The organism is Lutibacter profundi (genome assembly GCF_001543325.1).
Taxonomy (GTDB): domain Bacteria; phylum Bacteroidota; class Bacteroidia; order Flavobacteriales; family Flavobacteriaceae; genus Lutibacter; species Lutibacter profundi.
On sequence record NZ_CP013355.1, the window covers coordinates 1 to 21,194 of the forward strand.

The 21,194-nt window shown below is 29.5% G+C and carries 22 protein-coding genes; 7 read left to right on the forward strand and 15 right to left on the reverse strand.

Features of this window, described 5'->3' with window-relative positions:
* From dnaA to Lupro_RS00015, 3 genes are read left to right on the forward strand one after another with little or no spacing between them, the layout of a single operon-like run.
* Nucleotides 1-1,428, forward strand: a complete 1,428-nt coding sequence (dnaA, locus tag Lupro_RS00005) for a chromosomal replication initiator protein DnaA (RefSeq protein ID WP_068205452.1) — start codon at nucleotides 1-3, stop codon at nucleotides 1,426-1,428.
* 8 nt (nucleotides 1,429-1,436) lie between these two features.
* On the forward strand, nucleotides 1,437-1,898 hold the full coding sequence (locus Lupro_RS00010) for a low molecular weight protein-tyrosine-phosphatase (RefSeq protein WP_068205453.1): 462 nt from the start codon (nucleotides 1,437-1,439) through the stop codon (nucleotides 1,896-1,898).
* Entirely contained in the window at nucleotides 1,891-2,607 is a 717-nt protein-coding gene (locus Lupro_RS00015) for an SAM-dependent methyltransferase (protein ID WP_068205455.1), read from the forward strand. The genes Lupro_RS00010 and Lupro_RS00015 overlap by 8 nt, the downstream gene beginning before the upstream one ends.
* 172 nt (nucleotides 2,608-2,779) lie before the next feature.
* Here Lupro_RS00015 and Lupro_RS00020 read toward each other — a convergent pair whose 3' ends face one another.
* The 4 genes from Lupro_RS00020 to dapF all read right to left on the reverse strand — a co-directional run bounded on the left by Lupro_RS00020 (nucleotide 2,780) and on the right by dapF (nucleotide 5,943).
* A complete protein-coding gene (locus tag Lupro_RS00020; RefSeq protein ID WP_068205457.1) occupies nucleotides 2,780-3,397 on the reverse strand; it encodes a peptidoglycan-binding protein LysM in 618 nt (205 codons plus the stop codon).
* A 209-nt stretch (nucleotides 3,398-3,606) separates the two neighbouring features.
* Complete coding sequence (gene mltG / locus Lupro_RS00025; protein ID WP_068205459.1) at nucleotides 3,607-4,641, reverse strand: endolytic transglycosylase MltG; 1,035 nt, start codon at nucleotides 4,639-4,641, stop codon at nucleotides 3,607-3,609.
* Nucleotides 4,631-5,164 carry a GNAT family N-acetyltransferase gene (locus Lupro_RS00030; RefSeq protein WP_068205461.1) on the reverse strand — a complete coding sequence of 178 codons (534 nt, stop codon included), beginning with the start codon at nucleotides 5,162-5,164 and terminating at the stop codon, nucleotides 4,631-4,633. The genes mltG and Lupro_RS00030 overlap by 11 nt, the downstream gene beginning before the upstream one ends.
* Nucleotides 5,164-5,943 (reverse strand): diaminopimelate epimerase, encoded by a 780-nt coding sequence (gene dapF, locus Lupro_RS00035; RefSeq protein ID WP_068205463.1) that lies wholly within the window; start codon nucleotides 5,941-5,943, stop codon nucleotides 5,164-5,166. The genes Lupro_RS00030 and dapF overlap by 1 nt, the downstream gene beginning before the upstream one ends.
* A 160-nt stretch (nucleotides 5,944-6,103) precedes the next feature.
* Here dapF and Lupro_RS00040 point away from each other — a divergent pair, with 160 nt between their 5' ends.
* The 3 genes from Lupro_RS00040 (at nucleotide 6,104) to Lupro_RS00050 (ending at nucleotide 10,048) form a co-directional block, all read left to right on the forward strand.
* Complete coding sequence (locus Lupro_RS00040) at nucleotides 6,104-7,510, forward strand: Do family serine endopeptidase (protein WP_068205465.1); 1,407 nt, start codon at nucleotides 6,104-6,106, stop codon at nucleotides 7,508-7,510.
* A 121-nt stretch (nucleotides 7,511-7,631) separates the two neighbouring features.
* Nucleotides 7,632-9,077: a glyceraldehyde-3-phosphate dehydrogenase gene (locus Lupro_RS00045; protein ID WP_068205466.1), complete on the forward strand. Its 1,446-nt coding sequence runs from the start codon at nucleotides 7,632-7,634 to the stop codon at nucleotides 9,075-9,077.
* Nucleotides 9,078-9,133: 56 nt separating this feature from the next.
* Entirely contained in the window at nucleotides 9,134-10,048 is a 915-nt protein-coding gene (locus Lupro_RS00050) for a DMT family transporter (protein ID WP_068205468.1), read from the forward strand.
* 61 nt (nucleotides 10,049-10,109) lie between these two features.
* Here Lupro_RS00050 and Lupro_RS00055 read toward each other — a convergent pair whose 3' ends face one another.
* From Lupro_RS00055 to sqr, 4 genes are read right to left on the reverse strand one after another with little or no spacing between them, the layout of a single operon-like run.
* Nucleotides 10,110-10,613, reverse strand: coding sequence for a DsrE/DsrF/DrsH-like family protein (locus tag Lupro_RS00055; RefSeq protein WP_068205470.1), 504 nt, complete (start codon nucleotides 10,611-10,613; stop codon nucleotides 10,110-10,112).
* A 41-nt stretch (nucleotides 10,614-10,654) separates the two neighbouring features.
* Nucleotides 10,655-10,966, reverse strand: coding sequence for a TusE/DsrC/DsvC family sulfur relay protein (locus Lupro_RS00060; RefSeq protein ID WP_068205471.1), 312 nt, complete (start codon nucleotides 10,964-10,966; stop codon nucleotides 10,655-10,657).
* A 30-nt stretch (nucleotides 10,967-10,996) separates the two neighbouring features.
* Nucleotides 10,997-11,683 (reverse strand): helical membrane plugin domain-containing protein, encoded by a 687-nt coding sequence (locus tag Lupro_RS00065; RefSeq protein ID WP_068205473.1) that lies wholly within the window; start codon nucleotides 11,681-11,683, stop codon nucleotides 10,997-10,999.
* Nucleotides 11,684-11,703: 20 nt separating this feature from the next.
* Nucleotides 11,704-12,936, reverse strand: coding sequence for a type III sulfide quinone reductase, selenoprotein subtype (gene sqr / locus Lupro_RS00070; RefSeq protein ID WP_068205474.1), 1,233 nt, complete (start codon nucleotides 12,934-12,936; stop codon nucleotides 11,704-11,706).
* 216 nt (nucleotides 12,937-13,152) lie between these two features.
* Here sqr and ligA point away from each other — a divergent pair, with 216 nt between their 5' ends.
* Nucleotides 13,153-15,156, forward strand: coding sequence for an NAD-dependent DNA ligase LigA (gene ligA / locus Lupro_RS00075; RefSeq protein ID WP_068205475.1), 2,004 nt, complete (start codon nucleotides 13,153-13,155; stop codon nucleotides 15,154-15,156).
* On the opposite strand, the gene Lupro_RS00080 is transcribed toward ligA, so the two are convergent.
* The 7 genes from Lupro_RS00080 to Lupro_RS00110 form a co-directional block, all read right to left on the reverse strand.
* The gene (locus tag Lupro_RS00080) at nucleotides 15,153-15,806 is read right to left on the reverse strand and encodes a Crp/Fnr family transcriptional regulator (RefSeq protein WP_099092381.1); all 654 of its coding nucleotides are present in this window, start codon (nucleotides 15,804-15,806) and stop codon (nucleotides 15,153-15,155) included. The genes ligA and Lupro_RS00080 overlap by 4 nt on opposite strands.
* 98 nt (nucleotides 15,807-15,904) lie before the next feature.
* Nucleotides 15,905-16,942 (reverse strand): porin, encoded by a 1,038-nt coding sequence (locus tag Lupro_RS00085; protein WP_068205476.1) that lies wholly within the window; start codon nucleotides 16,940-16,942, stop codon nucleotides 15,905-15,907.
* Nucleotides 16,943-16,963: 21 nt separating this feature from the next.
* Complete coding sequence (locus Lupro_RS00090; protein ID WP_068205477.1) at nucleotides 16,964-17,968, reverse strand: rhodanese-like domain-containing protein; 1,005 nt, start codon at nucleotides 17,966-17,968, stop codon at nucleotides 16,964-16,966.
* A gap of 39 nt (nucleotides 17,969-18,007) precedes the next feature.
* A complete protein-coding gene (locus tag Lupro_RS00095) occupies nucleotides 18,008-19,003 on the reverse strand; it encodes a rhodanese-like domain-containing protein (RefSeq protein ID WP_082703828.1) in 996 nt (331 codons plus the stop codon).
* Nucleotides 19,004-19,303: 300 nt separating this feature from the next.
* Nucleotides 19,304-19,903 (reverse strand): rhodanese-like domain-containing protein, encoded by a 600-nt coding sequence (locus Lupro_RS00100; protein WP_068205479.1) that lies wholly within the window; start codon nucleotides 19,901-19,903, stop codon nucleotides 19,304-19,306.
* A 26-nt stretch (nucleotides 19,904-19,929) separates the two neighbouring features.
* A complete protein-coding gene (locus Lupro_RS00105) occupies nucleotides 19,930-20,577 on the reverse strand; it encodes a rhodanese-like domain-containing protein (protein WP_068205480.1) in 648 nt (215 codons plus the stop codon).
* Between the two features lie 12 nt (nucleotides 20,578-20,589).
* Nucleotides 20,590-21,180 (reverse strand): YeeE/YedE thiosulfate transporter family protein, encoded by a 591-nt coding sequence (locus Lupro_RS00110; RefSeq protein WP_068211269.1) that lies wholly within the window; start codon nucleotides 21,178-21,180, stop codon nucleotides 20,590-20,592.
* Nucleotides 21,181-21,194 lie beyond the last annotated feature (14 nt).

Here is a 21,194-nt window from a genome sequence, read left to right on the forward strand (position 1 = left end):
ATGACTAAAACTGCATCATCAGTTTGGGGGGAATGTTTATCTTTTATAGAGGATAATATTAAACAACAAGCATATAAGACTTGGTTTGAACCTATTAAACCAATGAAATTATCTGGTGAGGCACTTACAATTCAAGTGCCAAGTAAGTTTTTTTATGAATGGCTTGAAGAACATTATATTAAATTATTAAGAGTTGCGTTGGTAAAGCAATTAGGGGAAGATGCGAAGTTAATTTATGATGTTAGAATGGAAAATAATTACAGTAGCTCTAAGCAGCATACTTTAAAAATTCCAAGTTCAAATAGAAATCCAATAAATGCACAAGGAATTACAGTTCCTTTAGATTTTAATAAGCGTGAATTAAAAAACCCATTTGTAATACCGGGTATACAAAAAGTTAAAATAGAATCTCAATTAAATCCTAACTACAATTTTGAAAGTTTTATTGAAGGTGACTCAAACAGGTTAGCTCGGTCAGCTAGTATGGCAGTTGCAAATAAACCGGGTGGTACGTCATTTAATCCGTTGTTAATTTATGGAGGTGTAGGTTTGGGTAAAACACACCTAGCACATGCTATTGGAGTTCAAATTAAAGACAAATATCCTGATAAAACTGTTTTGTATATTTCATCAGAAAAGTTTACACAACAATACATAGATTCTGTAAAAGGGAACACGAGAAATGATTTTATTCACTTTTATCAAATGATAGATGTATTAATTATTGATGATGTTCAATTCCTATCTGGGAAAACAGGTACGCAGGATGTGTTTTTCCATATTTTCAATCATTTACATCAAAATGGGAAGCAGGTTATCTTAACATCGGATAAAGCTCCTGTTGATATGCAAGATATTGAACAACGTTTACTTTCTAGATTTAAGTGGGGGTTGTCAGCTGAACTTCAAGTCCCAGATTATGAAACAAGAGTCTTAATTTTACAAAATAAATTATATAGAGATGGTGTTGAAATGCCAGAAGAAATAGTTGAATATATTGCAAAATATATAAAATCTAATGTTAGAGAGTTGGAAGGTGTTTTAATCTCTATGATTGCTCAGGCTTCATTCAACAGAAAAGAATTTACATTAGCTTTAACAAAACAAATTGTAGATAAATTTGTAAAAAATACGAAACGAGAAGTTTCAATAGATTATATCCAAAAAATAGTTTCTAATTATTTTGAATTGGATGTAGCCACTTTACAATCTAAAACACGTAAGCGCCATATAGTGCAAGCTCGTCAATTGGCTATGTATTTTGCTAAAAGAATGACCAAAGCTTCCTTGGCAAGTATAGGTTCTCAAATAGGGAAAAGAGACCATGCAACGGTACTTCATGCTTGTAAAACTGTTGATAATTTAACAGAAACAGATAAGCAATTTCGAAGATATGTTGATGATTTAACAAAGAAACTTACTTTTTAAAAATAGAAATGACTAAAATATTAATGGTTTGCCTAGGGAACATTTGTCGTTCGCCATTGGCAGAAGGTATTTTAAAATCAAAAATTTATAATTTTAAAATATTAGTTGATTCAGCAGGAACAGGTTCGTATCATATTGGTAAATTGCCAGATAAAAGATCCATCGATGTAGCCAAATTAAATGGAATTGATATAACAGACCAAAAAGCCAGAGCATTTTCGGTAAAAGACTTTGATAATTTTGATGTTATTTATGTGATGGATAATTTAAATTATGAGAATGTAATTGCGTTGGCTAGGAATGAAAATGATAAGGAAAAAGTAAAGTTTATTTTAAATGAAGTATTCCCTGATGAAAACTTAGATGTTCCTGATCCATACAATGGAGGTAGTTATGGCTTTAGAAATGTATATAGAATGTTGAATGAAGCTTGTGAGGTAATAGCTGAAAAAATAAATTCAAATGGATAGTAAAAATGGAAATTTATATTTGATTCCAACAACTTTAGGAGATAATGAACCTCTTGAAGTTTTACCTCTATCTGTTAAAAAAAGAATTGAAGAATTGGATTTTTTTATAGTTGAAAATGAAAAATCAGCTCGTAGATTTATAAAACAAATTGCACCTAGAAAATCACAACCATCATTAACTCTTTTTAAATTAGATAAATATGCCGATCAATTAGAAGTTAGAACTTATTTAGATGTTTGTTTACAAGGTATTTCAATTGGTTTGTTATCTGAAGCGGGTGTTCCTGCTATTGCAGATCCTGGTGCTGAGATAGTTAAACTGGCACACGAAAAAGGAATAAAGGTAATTCCGTTAGTAGGACCATCTTCAATTGTTTTAGCAATGATGGCTTCAGGTTTTAACGGTCAAAATTTCGCATTTAATGGCTATCTTCCTATAAGCACTTCTGAAAGAAAAGTAGCAATTAAATATTTAGAAAGATTATCTAAAGAAAAAAATCAATCTCAGATATTTATTGAAACCCCTTACAGAAATGAAAAAATGCTTGCAGATTTAAAAAGTACTTTAACTCCTACGGCTAAACTTTGTATAGCGTGTGATATTACACTTCAAACAGAATATATTAGAACTTTAGAGATTAAAGATTGGAAAAAAGAACATCCAAATTTGCATAAAAGACCAACAATATTTATAATTCATAAAGAATAAAGAAGGAGGCTGTCTAAAAAGTGTCATTCTGAATGTAAATGAAGAATCTCCTTGAAATTAAACACTTACATATCAAGATGTTGAGATTTTTCACTTTGTTCAAAATGACAAGTATAATTACTTTTCAGACAGCCTCCTTCTTTATTCTTTTATCTAGTTAAAATGAATTAAACTATAATACAGGTTTTTTGTTAGCTTCTATAAATGAAGTATCATAACCTGAGAATTGTTGTAAGTAATTTTGAACGGAAGATCCGTATGCATCTTTAAATCTAGATTTCCCATTACTCCTAAGGTATTTTTTTACATTTCCAGCACCTGCAAGGTGGGCTGCGGCAAGAATACCAGATTCTGTAACTTTAATACCGTTTATTTCTTTTCCAATACTCCTTTTAATATCTTTTCTTAAAATCCACTTATTTACAGAGCAAAGAGCAATAAAGGCTTCTTCCTGTAGTTTGGGAGTTTTTAAAAAATATTGCGTGTTGTATATTTTAAATCTTTTTAAAGTAGATTTTCCAAATTGATATTTTCCTAAATAACCAAGAGTATTTACCTCATTATAATTTCCTTGAGATTCTTTAAAGGCAACAGCTTCTTTAAAACCGTTGAATGAATTCCCTACAAAAGGAATATTAAAATTTTTAGAGAAACTTTCTTTTTCAGTTGGAACTGAGCTTGTTTCTTTAGAGAAAGAGTAGGTGGTGTTGCTAACCTTTTTATCCTTGGAAAAACTTGAAATAACGATTCCTAATAATAGTAAACTAAAAAATACTGTTACTTTTTTCATAATTTACAGGTTTAAATTACCTTCTAAATTTCCGGGTGCAAATGTAAAGTATATTTTTTTATTAACACTAAAAATACAAATTTAATTTTAAAATTAACAAATTGTTAACAAATAGTTATTTTTGTTAATAAAAATTAAAAATAACAACTATTAGTGTTGAGGTATTTATGGATTATTAAATAGTCTTAGGTAGGAATGAGGTAGGGAGCTTATCTGTTTACACCTTGTTTATTAAGCCAAGATTGATATTTAGTAGCATTTCTATTGTGTTGGCTTAAAGTTTTTGCAAATTCGTGTTTACCTATAGTGTTAATACTTGCGCACATATAATAATATTGATGGTTTGCAGGATTTAAAACAGCGTCAATGGATGATATATCTGGCATTGCAATTGGGCCTGGAGGTAAGCCTATATTTTTATAAGTATTATATGGAGAATTTATTTCTAAATCTTTTGTAAGTACCCTTTTTATAATTATAGCACTTCCCAATTTTTCTTTTAAAGCAAAAATAATGGTAGGGTCAGCTTGTAAGGGCCATTTATCTCGTAATCTGTTTAAATAGAGTTTTGCTACCATGGGTCTTTCACTAACTATTGCAGTTTCTTTTTGAACAATTGAAGCAAGTGTTATAACTTCATTTTTTGTCAACCCCAATTCTTTCGCCTTTTTAATTCGTGAAATATTCCAAAATTTATGATATTCTTTAAGCATCCTATTTCTAAATTCTTTGGCAGAAGTATCCCAGTAAAACTCATATGTATTTGGAATATACATACTAATTGCATTGTTTTTGTTAAATCCATTCTCTTTTAGAAAAACATCATCATTGAATGCATTTAAAAGAGAAATTGAATCAGCTTCAATTTGTTGTGCAACTCTTCCGGCAAGTTGTTTAAAGCTGTCTTGATTGTTAAATGTGAGTTTAACAAATGTTTGTTTACCACTACGTAACAAATTAACCAATTGATTGTTATTCATTCCTTTTGAAATGAGATATTTACCCGGTTTAACAGCGTTTGGATACTTCTTCTTCTTTGCAACCCAAATAAATGGTTTTACTCTTTTTAAAAATGGGCGAACTAAGCTTTTAACTTCGTTAAAGTTACTATTTGTTGGAATGTATAGATAACCTTCTTTTGTAGTGTTAGCTGTATATATTCTACTGTAAATGTTAAAGCCTAATACACCGCCAATTATTATTAGTAAACTAAAAATTAGAAAAAAGAGTTTCTTAAGGTTCATTGGTGTTTTTGATTAACTGATATAAAATTTCATCTTTAAAAGTATTATCCGAATAAACCCAATCTTTTCTAATTCCTGATTTTTGAAATTTAAATTTTTCAAAAAGAGAAATACTATTTAAATTGTTGGTAGTGACATTTGCAAATATTTGATGTACATCTAAATAGGTAAAAGCGTAGTCTATGATTGCTTTTAAGGCTTCAGACCCGAGGCCTTTGCGCTGGTATTTTGGAAGCAACAAAATGCCAACTCCAACTCGTTTGTGTTGTGGATTAAAGTCAAACAAATCAATAATACCAATTGGGGTATCTATTTTAGTGCAAATTACAAATCGGTATTGTTTTGCTTCATAAATATCTTGATGTGAGTTTTTAATGTATTTTTTTAATATGTATTTTGAATATGGTAACTGCGTACCGCTAACCTTCCAAAAATCTTGATTATTTTCAGTAGAAAATAAAAAATCTAAATCTTCAGGTTCTAAAGCACGTAGGTTAATATTTTCACCAATTAAAGTAGCCATTAAATTGAAATATTTCCTTTGAAAACTAATTGAGCAGGGCCTTTTAAAAATACATTTTTGTATTGATCTCCTGCTTTTTTAAATGAAACTTCTAAACTTCCTCCTAAAACCTCAATTTTTACGGTGTTTAACGTTGTTTTATTTAATTTATTTGCTGCAATTGCAACGGCGGTTGCACCTGTTCCGCAGGCTAAAGTTTCATTTTCAACACCACGTTCATAGGTTCTAATTTTAAAAGAATTATCTGAGATTTGTTCAACAAAATTTACATTTGTTCCTTCTTCAAAATAAGGAGCACCATATCTAATTTTTTTACCTAATTTTTTTATGTCTAGTTTGTCAATATTACTATCAAAACTAATGTGATGTGGAGAGCCTGTATTTAAAAATGTATGATTTTCAAATAAATCAATTTTATCAATATCTATCATTTGTAAACGTACCATATCTTCTTTAATGGTGGCAACATGTTTTCCATCTATTGCATCAAAAATAGTTTTATCACCGATAATGTCTAAGTGTTTAGCAAAAGCAACTATGCATCTGCCTCCATTTCCGCACATTGTACTTTCGTTACCATCAGCATTATAATATACCATGGTAAAATCATTTTTTGTTGAATTCTCTAATAAAATTAACCCGTCAGCACCAACACCAAAACGCCTATCACATAATTTGCGAATAATTTCAATGTTGTTTTTGGGAAAACTATTGCTTCTATTATCAATAATAATAAAATCGTTTCCTGCACCTTGATATTTAGAAAAAAGAAGTTCCATTGCTGCAAATGTAATAAATTCGGCGAAGTTATTGGTAGAATAAATTATAAGAAATTAGAAATGTTAAAATGAGTTAAAACACCGTTAACAAATAGTTAAACCATTTTTTTAAATGTAATTAAGTAGTAATTTTGAGTAATAATTTAAAAGAGATTTAATTATGAAAAGAATTTTAACAATCATTTTATTTTCGGCCATTGGAGGTGTTTTTACTTTAGGGACGTATAAATTATTTGTTGAAAAACCACAAATTGTTATAGAAAAACCAGAAAAACCTTTATTAACAACTGTGCCAACTAATTTTACAAGTGCTATTTCAGCTTCAATTGAAAATACAGATTTTACTATAGCTGCTGAAAAATCTTTAAATTCAGTAGTACATGTTAAAAACACGTCTTTTAAAACTATTCTTGATCCGTATGCAGAGTTTTTCTATGGTCAAGGAAATGGTATAAAAAAATATTCTCAAATAGGTATGGGAAGTGGTGTTATTATTTCATCTGACGGGTATATTGTTACCAATAATCATGTGATTAAAAATGCAACAGATATTGAAGTTACTTTGAATAACAAAAAAGTATACAAAGCAAAATTAATTGGGACAGACCCAATGAATGATATTGCATTGCTTAAAGTAGAGGCTAAAAATTTACCATATATTACTTTTGGAGATTCAAATAATTTAAAAGTAGGTGAATGGGTATTGGCAGTTGGTAATCCTTATAATTTAACATCAACAGTAACAGCAGGTATTGTGAGTGCTAAAGGGCGTGATTTAGATGGGAATAAAAATATTGATTCCTTTATACAAACCGATGCCGCTGTAAATCCAGGAAATAGCGGAGGAGCTTTAGTTAATATTAGAGGAGAACTTATTGGTATTAATACTGCTATTTCATCAAGAACAGGTTCATTTATTGGGTATTCTTTTGCAGTACCTTCTAACATTGCTAAAAAAGTAGTTGAAGACATTATGGAATATGGAAATGTACAAAAGGCAATGTTAGGTGTATTTGGAGGGGAATTGAATAATGAGGCTGCCAAAGATTTAGATATTAATTATACTGAAGGGTATTATATTTCTGGAGTAGCTGATAATTCGGGAGCAAAAAAAGCAGGCTTAAAGGCAAGAGATATAATTATTAGATTGGATAATGTTAAAATTTCTACATTTGCTGATTTAAAAGGTTTTCTGAGAGCAAAAAGACCAAATGATGTTGTGGCAGTAACGTTTTTAAGAGATGGAGTTGAAAAAACAGTAAATGTAAGTTTAACTAAAAATGTAAAAGCAGCTATTTCAACGTTAGGATTGACATTAAAGAATTTAGATAAAAGTGAATTGAAGAAACTCAATATTTTGAATGGAGTTAAAATTGAAGCTATTTCTAATAGAGAATTAGCTCACTATGGAGTTAAAAAAGGATATATAATTATTTCTATTAATGATGAAAACGTAACCTCGGTTGATGAAGTAAGCGATTTAATTGAAAACAGACAAAATGGAGAAGTATTAAGAATAGAAATGCTAAACTTAAATGGAGAATTAGAACGTTATATTTTTAGATAAAATTAGTAATTAAGTTTTTAAAAATCCTTTCACTTTTGGAAGGATTTTTTTGTTTTAAAAACCATTGCGAAAACGTTTGAAATTGGTACTTTTGCAAAATACTAAACAACACAACTCTAAAATGTCATTTAACGAACTTTACGAAAAAGAACTTGCTTTTCAAACAAATAGACGAAGGGCAACAGTTGAATTAATTAGGATAATTAGTGATTTATGGTACGATGATACCGTTGAATTAGTTTTATTTAGAAATCAATTAATAGACCAAAATGTTAGTGAAATACTTAACCTTTTTGAGTATGCAAGTGATTTTGTTGAAAAACCAATTTCAATTTTTGATGCTGTAGAAATTGCACGTGAAATTAAAAAGCAACAATTACCTCCCTCAATAATAGATATTGGTAAGCTAGTATATGAATTTCATTCAGACGGAAATGAGCAATCATATAAAATTTTTGTTAAAGAGCGTTTAAAAGACGCAAATAATACTATTGAGATAATACCTAAAGATATAGTACTTTATGGGTTTGGAAGGATTGGACGTTTATTGGCTCGTGAATTGATGACCCGTACAGGAAAAGGCAATTTAATGCGATTAAGAGCTATTGTTACCCGTGGAGAAATTACAGAAGCTATTTTAGAAAAAAGAGCAGCACTGTTAAGAAATGATTCTGTACATGGAGATTTTCATGGTACCGTTAGTGTAAATTTTGATAAAAAAGTATTGATTATTAACGGAACTACTGTTCACGTAATCTCTGCAAATACTCCTGAGGAAATAGATTATACTTCTTATGGAATTTTTGATGCATTGGTTATAGATAATACAGGTGCTTTTAGAGATAAAGAATCTTTAAGTAAACATATACAAGCAAAAGGGGCTTCAAAAGTATTATTAACGGCTCCAGGAAAAGGAATTCCAAATATTGTTCATGGTGTTAATCATAAAGAATATAACCCTGAAGAAATTGATATTTTTTCAGCAGCTTCTTGTACAACTAATGCAATTACTCCAGTTTTAAAGATAATTGAAGATAATTTTGGGGTAATAAATGGTCATTTAGAAACAATACACGCATATACAAATGATCAAAATTTGGTAGATAATATGCATAAAAAGTACAGAAGGGGTAGAGCAGCAGCATTAAATATGGTGATTACAGAAACGGGTGCAGGAAAAGCGGTTTCAAAAGCATTACCATCATTTGAAGGTAAATTAACTTCAAGTGCAATTAGAGTACCTGTACCAAATGGTTCATTGGCAATTTTGAATTTACATTTGAAAAATTCAGCAAGTGAAGAAACTATTAATCAAGTAATGAAGAAGTATGCCTTAGAAGGTAATTTGGTTGAACAAATTAAATACTCACTAAGTAATGAATTGGTTTCTTCTGATATTGTGGGAACAGCAGCTCCAGCAATTTTTGATAGCCATGCAACTATTTCAAATAAAGATGGATCTAATGCCGTATTATATGTTTGGTATGATAATGAGTATGGGTACAGTCATCAAGTTATTAGATTAGCACGCTATATTTCTCAGGTTAGAAGATTTACATATTATTAGAGTAAATAGCAACAATAGTTGCATTTTTTGAGATTTAATAAAACTACCTTTGATAGATGAAAATATCAAATTCTATCAAAGGTTTTTTATTAGCATTAGTTTCGGTAATCGCTGTTTCTAATGTTTATATTTTTAGTAAAGCTGCATTGACAGAAGTTAGTATTCAGCAATTTGGAGTTTATTGGTTTGGCTTTGGATTGTTATGGATTTTAATGTATGCTTGGTATCGTAAATCGTACAAAATTATAAAAGAACTTTCTATTAAAAGCTATTTAATATTAGTGTTTTTAGGACTTGTTGAGGTTGTTGGGACTTATTTTTTCTTTAAGGCAATTCATACAATTCCCAATCCAACAATTGTTTCGTTTATTGGAAATATATCACCAGCTTTAGTTATTACGTTTAGTTTTTTCATATTAAAAGAACGTTTTAATACTATAGAATTTATAGGAATGTTACTAGCATTGTTTGGCGCTTTTGTAATAAGCTACAAGGGAAATGCAGGCATGAATGATATGTTTATAAATGGTGCTCAATATATACTATATTCAAGTATTTTGGGAGGTGTAAATGCCGTTGTAATAAAAAAGAACATTAAAATAATTCACCCAATAATATTAACCGTAAGTAGAAGTTTATTTTTATTAATTTTTTCTATAATTGCATTAAATGTTTTAGGAGAATCTACGGTTATATCTACAAGAGCTGTACGTAATATTTTTATTGGCTCTCTTTTAGGACCTTTTTTAACAGTTATAGCAGGTTACTTGGCGTTACAATATATACCACTGTCTAGAAAAGCTGTAATAACTAGCACTAAGGGTCTTTTTGTGTTGTTAGGTTCCTATCTTTATTTTGGACAGTTTCCTAAAACTATTGCTTTAATTGGAGGTTTTGTTACCATTATTGGTGTTTTATTAATTTCATTTGGTAAATATAAAGAAACAAGGAAAAAGAGATTAAATAGTTGAATAAAAAAAAGACTGCCTTTTCAGACAGCCTCTCTTTTAGTAATTAAATAATTAAAAAATTTTATGTAAAAATAATTTGTGTTCTGTCTCCGTCACACATTTCATAAAATTCACCAATAGTTAAAATTGCAGAAACCTCATCAGACAAGTCTTCTTTTTTCAATTTAAACATATCAATAGCTAATTTACAGGCAAAAAGTTCTCCACCACCAGCAGTAATCATTTCTAAAAACTCATCAACGGGAGGCATATCTAAATCTTCCATTTGCTTTCTCATCATACTAGAAACAGCCGCTTCAACACCTGGGATTCCACCAAGAATTGTTGGGAAAGGAAGTCCGCCAGGCATTCTCATAGCAGGATTCCCTGTTGTTGCAGTATGTAAATGATTCATCGTTTTTTTTGTAATCCCATCAAGACCAAAGAAAGTAAAAAATACTTTGGTTTCAATACCTTCCATAACGGCGCCATTAGCCATTACTAAAGTAGCGTACACATCTTCTAAAGATCCTTTAGCACAGATGAAACAGACTTTCTCTAAGGGTTTTTTTTCTTGTGAATCCATATTTAAAATATTAAATTATAATAAAATTGTTAGTTTAAAATCTAAACACAACTTGTTGGTTTAGGAATACCAGCTATCTTAGATGAAAATTTTAAAGGCCCTTTTGGAAATAACTTATACAACCCTTTGATGTCAACAACTCCAGATTTACCAACGCTTCTAATTGATAAAGCTTCACCTGCAGCAGATTTTTCGCGTAAATAATTTAAAACTTCAAAATGTTTATCGGTTAATTCAATACCAATTTCATTTGCAATTTCTTTTGCAACGTCTTCATTCCACTGTGACATATCTTCAAGATATCCATCATCTGTAACATTAATTTGTTTACCAGCTATTGTTTTTTCAGCCATGATTTTTTTATTTTAATGATTATTAATTTGTTATTGTTTTTCGTTTTTTATAGTAACATCTTTAGATACATTTTTCATAAAGGTAATACCATAACCTAAAGCTTTTTTCATTTCAGGACTATTCATTTCTTTAAGAACTCTCCAAATTGAGTAAGAAGGTACACTTTCTGTTTCCATACTATTAAATGCTTTAATTGCATTTTCCATAGTTCCAAGTACTTCAGGTTGTGTCATTTCTTTAATAATAGACAAAATTGAAACTATACTATCAGCTAATTCTCTTAAGTCTTCAGGTTTAAATCCAGTTACAATATTATCCATTATAGGACCTAATTCTTTAAAGAAAGCAAAGTATCCTTTTTGTTCAAATGTATTGAGTTGTTTTGTAAAATCTATTATTACTTCATTGGCAATTGGGCCAACTTCTTTACTTAAATCAACTGCCATTTCAAGAGTGTTCATTACCAACTTAATATTGCCAATGTTTCTTAAAAATGTAACTGCTAAATCAGTTAATTCTGAAGGGTCAATTTCTATTTGTCTTTTGTCTAATTCTACAACAGTAGAATCATACATATCTTTCCCTATAATTCCTAAATCACTCACTAAATCTTCAACAACAGTAGCATTTAATCTTTGTTGGTTAACATAACCAAGTATTAAATCCAATTTCTTGTCGAGTGCATTTATTTGTGATTGTATATTTTTATCTTCCATTATACTTTTAATAATTTAGATTAAATACGTTTTTTTCCTGCCATTGACATATCTGCTTCAATAGGTAGTTCTTTTCCTTTAAGTAATATATGCCAGTATATCCATCTAAATAAAATTTTACCATAGTGGTTCATTTTGGTGTTTTTTAATAAACCAAATGGCCCAATTCCTGGTAGAGGGAATGTTCCCGGAAGAGGTTCTGTTTCATAATTAAAATCTATTAAAGCTCCTTTTCCATGACCTGTTTCTATGTAGCAATTTGCATGTCCATCAAATTTGGCAGGTAATGCTCTTCCTTCCATTGCAGCTAAAATATTTTCCATCAAAATTTCTCCAGCAAAATGTGCTACAGAACCCGCTTTAGATGTAGGGATGTTTGCAGCATCTCCAATTACAAATATATTTTCAAATTGATCAGATTGTAGCGTGAATTTGTTTGTTTTAATGTAATTCATATCATCACCTAGTCCACTGCGTTTAACCATGTCTGAACCCATATTTACAGGTACAATAGTTAAGATATCAAAAGGAATTTCTTGTTCGTCATAAGAAATAATTTTTTTATTCTCATTGTCAACATGACTTAAATAAAAATCTGGGATTACTTTAATATTTTTTTCTTCTAATAAATCACCTAGCATTTTTGAGGCAACAGGTTTTGTGAAAGCACCAGACATAAGTGTTACGTATGAAATATTTACTTTGTCTTTCATACCTCTTTCAGCAAAATAAGCCTCTGCTAAACACACAAATTCAATTGGGGCTACCGGACATTTGTAAGGTAGTTCAGGAATACACATTACTAAGTTTCCACCTTCCCAATCTTTAAATCTTTTATGTAAAGCTAAGGCACCTTCAATAGTGTAAAAATCAAATATATCTTTGTACCATAATTTATCTTTCAAACCTTCTGTTTCCGATGGTCTAGTTTGTGTACCGGTAGCAGCAATTAAAAAATCATAATTTAAAACTTTACCACCTTCTAGGTAAACTTTATTTTCTTCACCAGCAATTCTATCAATTGGGCTAAATATAACATCAACACCAGGAGGAAAGAAATCATATTTTGGTTTTGTAACATCTTGTTTGTTGTAAATTCCAAAAGGGATGAATAAAAAGCCAGGTTGATAATAATGAGTTTTGTATTGATCAACTATTGTTATTTTCCACTCTTCTTTATCAAGTTCTTTATGTAATTTGTTTAACATCATTGTGCCAGCAGTTCCTGCACCTAGAATAAGTAAGTTTTTCATTATTAATTATTTAGTTTACTATTAGTGTTTTTACGTAGTTCTTAAATTCTTTGTAAAGTTACTTAAGTTACATATTTTCACTTATGATATTTATCAGTTAGCAATGTAACCTAAGTTACGTAAATAACACGTAAATGTTTGAATTTGCTACAGCTAAAATATTAATAAAAATTAAAAAAATATGATTATTTTAGCAAAGAAGAGAAATAACTTTAGATGTCTGAAAATATTGAATTAAAAATAAAATTGCTTAGGGATGAATTGAGGAAGCATAATTATAATTATTATGTACTAGATAATGCCACAATTTCTGACTATGAGTTTGATTTAAAATTAAAAGAACTAGAAAAATTAGAAGCAGAAAACCCTCAATTTTTTGACCCAAATTCTCCAACTCAACGAGTAGGAGGTGAAATTACTAAGAATTTCACTACCGTAATTCATAAAAACAGAATGTATTCTTTGGCAAATTCATATTCTTTAGAAGATTTGAATGATTGGGAGAATAGGATAAAAAAAATGGTTGATAATGAAAATATTTCATATTCATGTGAATTAAAGTATGACGGTGCTTCTATAAATTTAGTGTATGAAAATGGAAAACTTCTACGAGCAGAAACTCGTGGTGATGGTTTTCAAGGAGATGATGTTACGGCTAATGTTAAAACAATTAAATCTATACCGTTAGTTTTACATGATAAATTTATTGATAGTTTTGAAATTAGAGGAGAAATTATAATGCCTTTAAAAGGGTTTTATAAAATGAATGAAGAAAGGATAGAAGAAGGTGAAGATCCTTTCAGTAATCCTAGAAATACAGCTAGCGGAAGTTTAAAAATGCAGGATAGTGCAGAAGTTGCAAAACGACCGTTAGATTGTTTATTATATCAATTAATTGCTGAAGAACTACCCTTTGAAACACATTTTGAGGCGCTAATGGGAGCCAAAAAGGTAGGTTTTAAAATACCAGAAACAATTGCCGTTTGTAATACAATTAATGAAGTTTTTGAATTTATTAAATATTGGGATACTAGACGTAATAAATTACCTTATGAAACAGATGGTGTTGTTGTAAAAGTAAATTCATTAGAGCAACAAGAAGAATTAGGTTATACAGCAAAATCGCCTCGTTGGGCCATTGCTTACAAATTTAAAGCCGAACAAGTAAGTACTATTTTAAATGAAATAACATATCAGGTTGGTAGAACAGGAGCTATAACACCAGTTGCTAATTTAGAGCCAGTACAATTGGCAGGAACAATTGTTAAAAGAGCTTCTTTGCACAATGCAGATCAAATTGAAAAATTAGACATTAGGGTTGGTGATACTGTTTTTGTAGAAAAAGGAGGCGAGATTATACCTAAAATTGTAGGAGTAGATTTAACTAAAAGATCTTTAGAATCTAAACCAACAAAATACATTACAAATTGTCCGGATTGTGGCACGAAACTAGTTAGAACTGAAGGAGATGCTAAACATTATTGCCCAAATGAATATGGTTGTCCAACTCAAATTACTGGAAGAATTCAGCATTTTATAAGTAGAAAGGCTATGAATATTGATGGGCTGGGGTCAGAGACTGTTGAGTTGCTATTTAAGGAAGGCTTAATTCATAATTATGCCGATTTGTATGAATTAAATGAATCTCAAATTATTCCTTTGGAAAGAATGGCAGAAAAATCTGCACAAAATATAATTGCAGGAATAGAAAATTCAAAGAAAATACCTTTTGAAAAAGTGCTTTTTGCCTTGGGTATTAGGTTTGTTGGAGAAACTGTGGCAAAAAAATTAGCAAAACACTTCAAATCTATAGATAATTTGATGAACGCGTCATTTGAAGAACTCGTTGCTGTTGATGAAATTGGGGATAAAATAGCAGAAAGTGTTTTGAGGTTTTTTGATAATTTGACAAATATTCAAATAATAGATCGATTAAAAAACTATGGTGTTCAATTAATAATTTCTGAAGATACTTTGAAGAATCAAACCACTAAACTTTTTGGTAAAACAATTGTTATATCTGGGGTGTTTTCACATTTTAGTAGGAATGATTTAAAAAAATCAATTGAAGATAATGGGGGTAAAGTAGCAAGTTCAATATCTAAAAAAACAAACTTTGTGATAGCAGGTGAAAATATGGGACCTAGTAAACGTTTGAAAGCAGAGAGTTTAAAAATTCCAATTATTTCAGAAAAAGATTATATAAATATGATAAGTTAAATTTTATCGATTATAATTCTATTTCTACGAATTTTAATTTTTCCTTCATTTTCAAGTTGTTTTAGTAAGCGAGAAACTACAACACGAGAGGTGTTTAAATCGTCTGCTATTTCTTGGTGTGTTATTATTAGAACATTATCTTTCATTATTTTAACCTTATCAGTTAAAAATTTGTGTAGCCTATCATCTAACTTCATAAATGCCAAACTATCAATAGCTTCAACCATTTCAATTAAACGCACGTGGTAGCTGTCAATAATAAAACGACGCCAAGTTTCATATTTTTTTAGCCAATCATCAACTTTTTCTACAGGTACAAACACAGCTTCAGTTTCTTTTTCAGTAATACCTCTAAACATACTTTTACTACTGTAAATGCAGTTTACAAAAGAAATGGCACAGGTATCTCCTTTTTCTAAAAAATAGACTACAATATCATCTCCTTTACTGTCTTCTCTAATTATTTTTACAGCTCCATTTAAAATCAACGGTACGTGAGACATTTCGTCTCCAATATCAATTAAAGTTTCTCCACTTTTCATTCCTCTAAACATACCAAAATTAACAATTTCATCAAGAAGTTCTTTTTCAAAAATTTCGGAATAATAATCGTTTAATTTTTCTCTTATTAATGTTTTGTCTGTTGTCATTACTTTTATTTAGTTAATACAAAAGTACAAAAACTAAAAAACAAACTCCTGACAATTATCAGGAGTTTGTTTAACTGATTGTTTATAAATAAATTAAGCTAGAATTTCACTTGAATTTGAGCTAGAAGTATATCATTATCTATGTTTATATAGGTTTCAATATGAGCTTGATAATTTAATTGAAATCTAATTTTATCATTAACAAAGTAATTAGCACCAATAGTCATCATTTCCTGATATCCAATTTTTTTCACATCAATGTTTGGATCAAAATACTCATATTTAAAAACGGGTTGTACTTTCCATTTAGTATCATAAGAAATCATAATGTACCCTCCATCTCTTTTATTGCCTAATTCAACTGGTTCTGAGCCGCAGCCACCACCTGCCGCACGGTTATAATCTCCTTCATCATAAATGTATTCACCTTGAATTTTTAAATTATTTAAGGTTAGTACCATTTCTCCACCATAACTTGTTCTCGTATTATCATTATTATTTGGGTAGCCGTACCTAAAACTTCCTCCAATACTCATAAAATCAAAAAGTTTATACGATGCTCTACCAATGATATCTTTTTTTGAATTATTATCTACAACGTTTAAACCTCTACCGTTCATTAATGCAACAGCATATCTAAATTTAGTGTATTTATTTCCACCTAGTACAATTAACCCAAAGTCACGTTGAGGAGCTACTAGTTGATCGGCAACAATAGATCTGTTAATGGTTGTTAATCCGTTACAAGGAGTATTTACTTCTAAACTAAAAGGTTGTTTAAAGGTTCCTACAGATATTTTAGCCCAATTATATTTTTCATAAGAAACAAAAGCATCCATTAAATATGTGCTACCAACTCCACCAATAAAAGGGCTTGCTTCTAACATAAAATAATATGAAAAATCGTCTTTAACTTTACCTCTAATACCAAATCGGGCTCTTTTAAAAGTTAGTGTATTTTCATGAATATCGTTAAAGGTATAATCATATTGGGTTTGTAGGTAACCAAAAATTTTAATTGTAGGAACAGTTCCATCTGTTGCGGCTGCAGGATCATCTCCATCACAGCCTTGTGCATAAGTATTTACTTGAAAAAAGAGTGCAAATACAAACAATATATATATATTATTTTTCATCTTAATTGAATTTATTATTCATTAATTAACTAGAGGTAAATTTTTTGAAACTGAAGCACTCCATTTGTTAGATACCCAAGCATTATTTGAGTTGTATAATCCGTTCATACCAAATGTTATACTATAAGCATCATACCCTAAAACTCTTAAATAAGCGGTAAGTACTGCAGAAGTTTGACCTGTATAGCAATAGGTAGCAATTTTAGCATTTGAGCTAGGGTCTAAACTTTGATAACCGTTTGTTGAAAGTAAAAGTGTTTCTTTAATACGGTATGCGTTAGTAATATGCCCAAAAGCATTATAATCTGCTTCACCAAAATAATTATTAACAAAATAATTATTAGGAGATGCGAGTACATCTCCGCCAGAAACAGTTTTAAATCCGTCTGCAACTACTTGTTCAACTCTTTCTTTTAAAATTTGTGACCCATCTGTTGAAAAACTAGTTATAATAGGATCTGAAAAAACGAGGTTAGGAGGAGCTGTTGAATAGGACCAATTTGAGTTTCCTGCTGCAGGGCTACCAATATTACTATTCCAAGGTCCTGCTGTTGCAGAGTTCCATCCAGACATTCCCCATTTTAGAGCCTGCGTATTGCTATAACCATATAAACGTAATAAGGCAGTAGCATAACAAGCAGTTTGACCCGTATAGCAAACTACTAAAATTGGTTTGCTTTCAGCTTTAGGTGCTTCAGTTAAAATATCTGTAAATGCAACATTTTTAGCTCCTTGAATATGTCCGTCACCGTAGGATGCACTACTTCTAATGTCAATGATATAATATTTTGACAAGAAAGCATTTAAATCTGTTTCTGCAGGTTCACCCACAACAAATTTAATAGCGTCACCAGGGCCCGCTAATATATTATTAATGTCTAAATTATTACTAACTAAATAGTCTTTCATCAGCGTAAATGCTGGAGTAGCTTCACTATCAATTAAGTCATCACCTCTATCACAAGAAGTAAGAAATAATGATGGTATTAATAATAGACCGATAAAAAATAAAGATAATTTTTTCATAATTTTATATTTAATATTATTTGTGATAATTAGATTGAGTTATTCGATTACTGGGTACATGTGAATTTCTTTTTTTGAAAAGGCATTCCAATTTTTTTCTTTAAGAATCTTATTCATAAAGCTGTTAGCTCCATAAGCTATATTGCTTGTTTTATAGCCTATCAAATTTAGATATGCCACTGCATAAGCTGCATTTTGACCAGTTGAGCAATACATTGCTATTTCTTTATTTGTAGGAAGTGTATATAAAAATGTATTAGATGCTAAAGATGAGTTAGGTTGGTATTGTATGGCTCCAGGAATATGACCATTGTTATACTTTTCTTGATCCCAATAATTTATAATATAGTAATTAGTTGGATTTTTAAAAACTTCGGCAGATTTTATGATATGTTCTCTATATGGTATTTCAAATGCTTTTTTTAATCTGATTTTTAGAATTTCTTTAGCATCAGTTTTTCCCGTATTAAGAGTTGGGTAAATGCCTTTTTTAGCTTTAGTGTTTTTTGTAGTTTCTAATTTGTTTACAAAAGTATTTGCAATATTTTTTTCCCAAGAATTTTCGGCAAAATCTTCTCTCCAAGAACTCATTCCCCATTTCATACTATAAGTATTATTATAGCCAGCCAATCTTAAAAGGCTTGTGTAATATGCTGCAGATTGACCAGAATAACAGATTAAAATAATTTTGCTGTAATCACTAGCATTTATTTTATTTTCAAAATAAGTAAGTAATTCTGAAGCCTTAACATTATGAGCATTTTTTAAATGTCCATATTCAAACCAACTCTCACTTCTAATATCAATTATATGATATTTTACATTTTTTAGGTTCTTTTTAACTTCATTTGCAGTAACTAAGGATGGAGCTAATTCACTATTAATAAAGTTACCGTTTTCTTCTAAATATTGAACAAGAAGTTCAAATTCAGTTGGGCTATAGTTAGCTTGTTTTTTTTCTGAATTTTTAAACCCACTAAATAAAGTTGCAGTTATAAAAAGTAGTACTAAATATGTTGTTAATTTTTTCATCATGTAAGTAATTTAAATTAAATGAATGTCTTAATTATTACATCTAAATTAAATACAGATGAATTTTATTTATATGATATTTATCATGCTACATGTAATAAATATTTATTCTTTATAGTAACAATTGTTACAATATAATGTGTTGTGTAACAATTGTTTAACTATTGTATTTTGCAATTTTATTTTCGCTATTAATTTGAGGTGTTTAAAAACGAAAAAGGAATAAATTATTTTAAAAAATAAGGTAAAAAAAAGCTGTTTTTAATTTTAAAAACAGCTTTTTTTTTACTTTAATTATAAAAACTAACAACCACCTTCAGCTACCTTCTTTTTCTTTTTTTTGAGTTTTATAATTTTTTTTGGTGCTTTTTTAACAACTGTAATTTTACCCGAGTTGGCTTTTTTCATAAATTCGGCATAATTTAAGATAGGTTTTTCTAACGGGTAACTTTCTACAATAAGTTTATCATTTTTATACTTTAATTTAGCACAAAGTACTTTTGTATTTTTTATACCAAGTTGGGTTAAAAGCATCCAAGCACCACTAGCATCTTCAGGAGTTTTAGCATATAAAACAATTGTTTTATTTTCTTTATTTAATTGTTTAATATATGATTGTTGTTTAGGTTCTAGTAAATCTGGAGTATAAATATTTACTGCATTTTTAATATACCCTTTGTTGTACTCATAAGGGCTTCTTACATCAATTAAAGCGCCATCAATACTATCTAAATCTTTTATTTGCAGTATGTAATCTTGTTTTACTATATGATTTAAGATTAAATTTTTATCATTTTTGAAAATATTTTTAGGGCGTTTAAAGCTTAAAACTCCTATAAAAATTATTAAAATGAATAGTACAGCAGATATTGAAATCCTTTTTGTTTTTTCTAATTCTTTCATAATGTTATTTTAAATATAAATTAAAATTAGCAACCACCTTCAGCAACTTTCTTTTTCTTTTTAGTAAGTTTAATAACCCTTTTAGGTGCTTTTTTTACTGTTTTATGAGATGTATTACCAACACCAAAATACATTCCAGCTGCTATTCTTGTGTTATATTTATCAAATTCTTTTTTAGGAGCTGTCTCTTTAGGTATTTTAGGATTAATAATTGTGCTAAACCATTTATTTAAGCCACCTTCAAGTACATATAAGTTTTTATATCCTAATCTATTGCAAAGGAAATAGGCTTGATCTGAATAATAATTATCATTGGAGTACAATACAACATCAAATGCATCTTGATTTAAATAAGCTTCTGAATCTGATGATAACACTTCTGCTAAAGGAATATTAACGGCATTAGGTAAAGAGTATTCTTCAAATTCCTTTGGAGTTCTCACATCTACTAATAAAATTGTAGGATCTTGATTTATTAACCTATTTGCCAGTTGATCTGTATTTATATACCGTTCAGCGCTTAAAACATTAAGTAAAAAAGCTTGTGGGGTAATACCTTCATTTTTTTCATATTTAGGAAGAAGAACTAATCCTGCAGATAAAATAATTAATATGGCTGCTAAAATTTGATACCTTCTAACTAAAAACTTTTTATATTTATATGATTTTGACATAATTTTTAAGGTTTAATAAAATACTTTTTTAACTTTTTTTCGAATTAAATCTGCTATATAAAATAGTGCTATTGCTAAAATTGAAAATAGAAATATAAACCAATAAGGTGATATTCCTAATGAGTCTACAACGGTAATATGACCAAGATATGAACCATCAAACATTGGTTCTAAAAATGTAAAGAATTCAGAAAAAACAAAAACACCTATCAATATTCCAACGCCATAGGCCATAGCATCAATTTTACCAATTGCTATTGCACAAAGGTCTGTTCCAGGGCAAAAACCACCCATTACAAAACCAAACCCCATAACAATGCCACCAACAATAGATGCCCATAAGTAAGTTGGATGAATATAAAGTTGAGATATATTTAGAAACCCTAAATAATCCATATAATAAACACCAATTACAGAGACTAAGACTGCTGTAAAAAAGACTTTAAGTACCACAAAATCGTAGCCATAAAATACGCCTGCTAATTTTCTTGAAGAAGAAAACCCCGAAGCTTCTAGTATGTATCCAAAAGCGATACCAATAAACATTGCAATAACAAAATTCCACTCTGTAGGAATTACACCATTAGGAATTAAAGGTCCCATAATTATATTTTTTT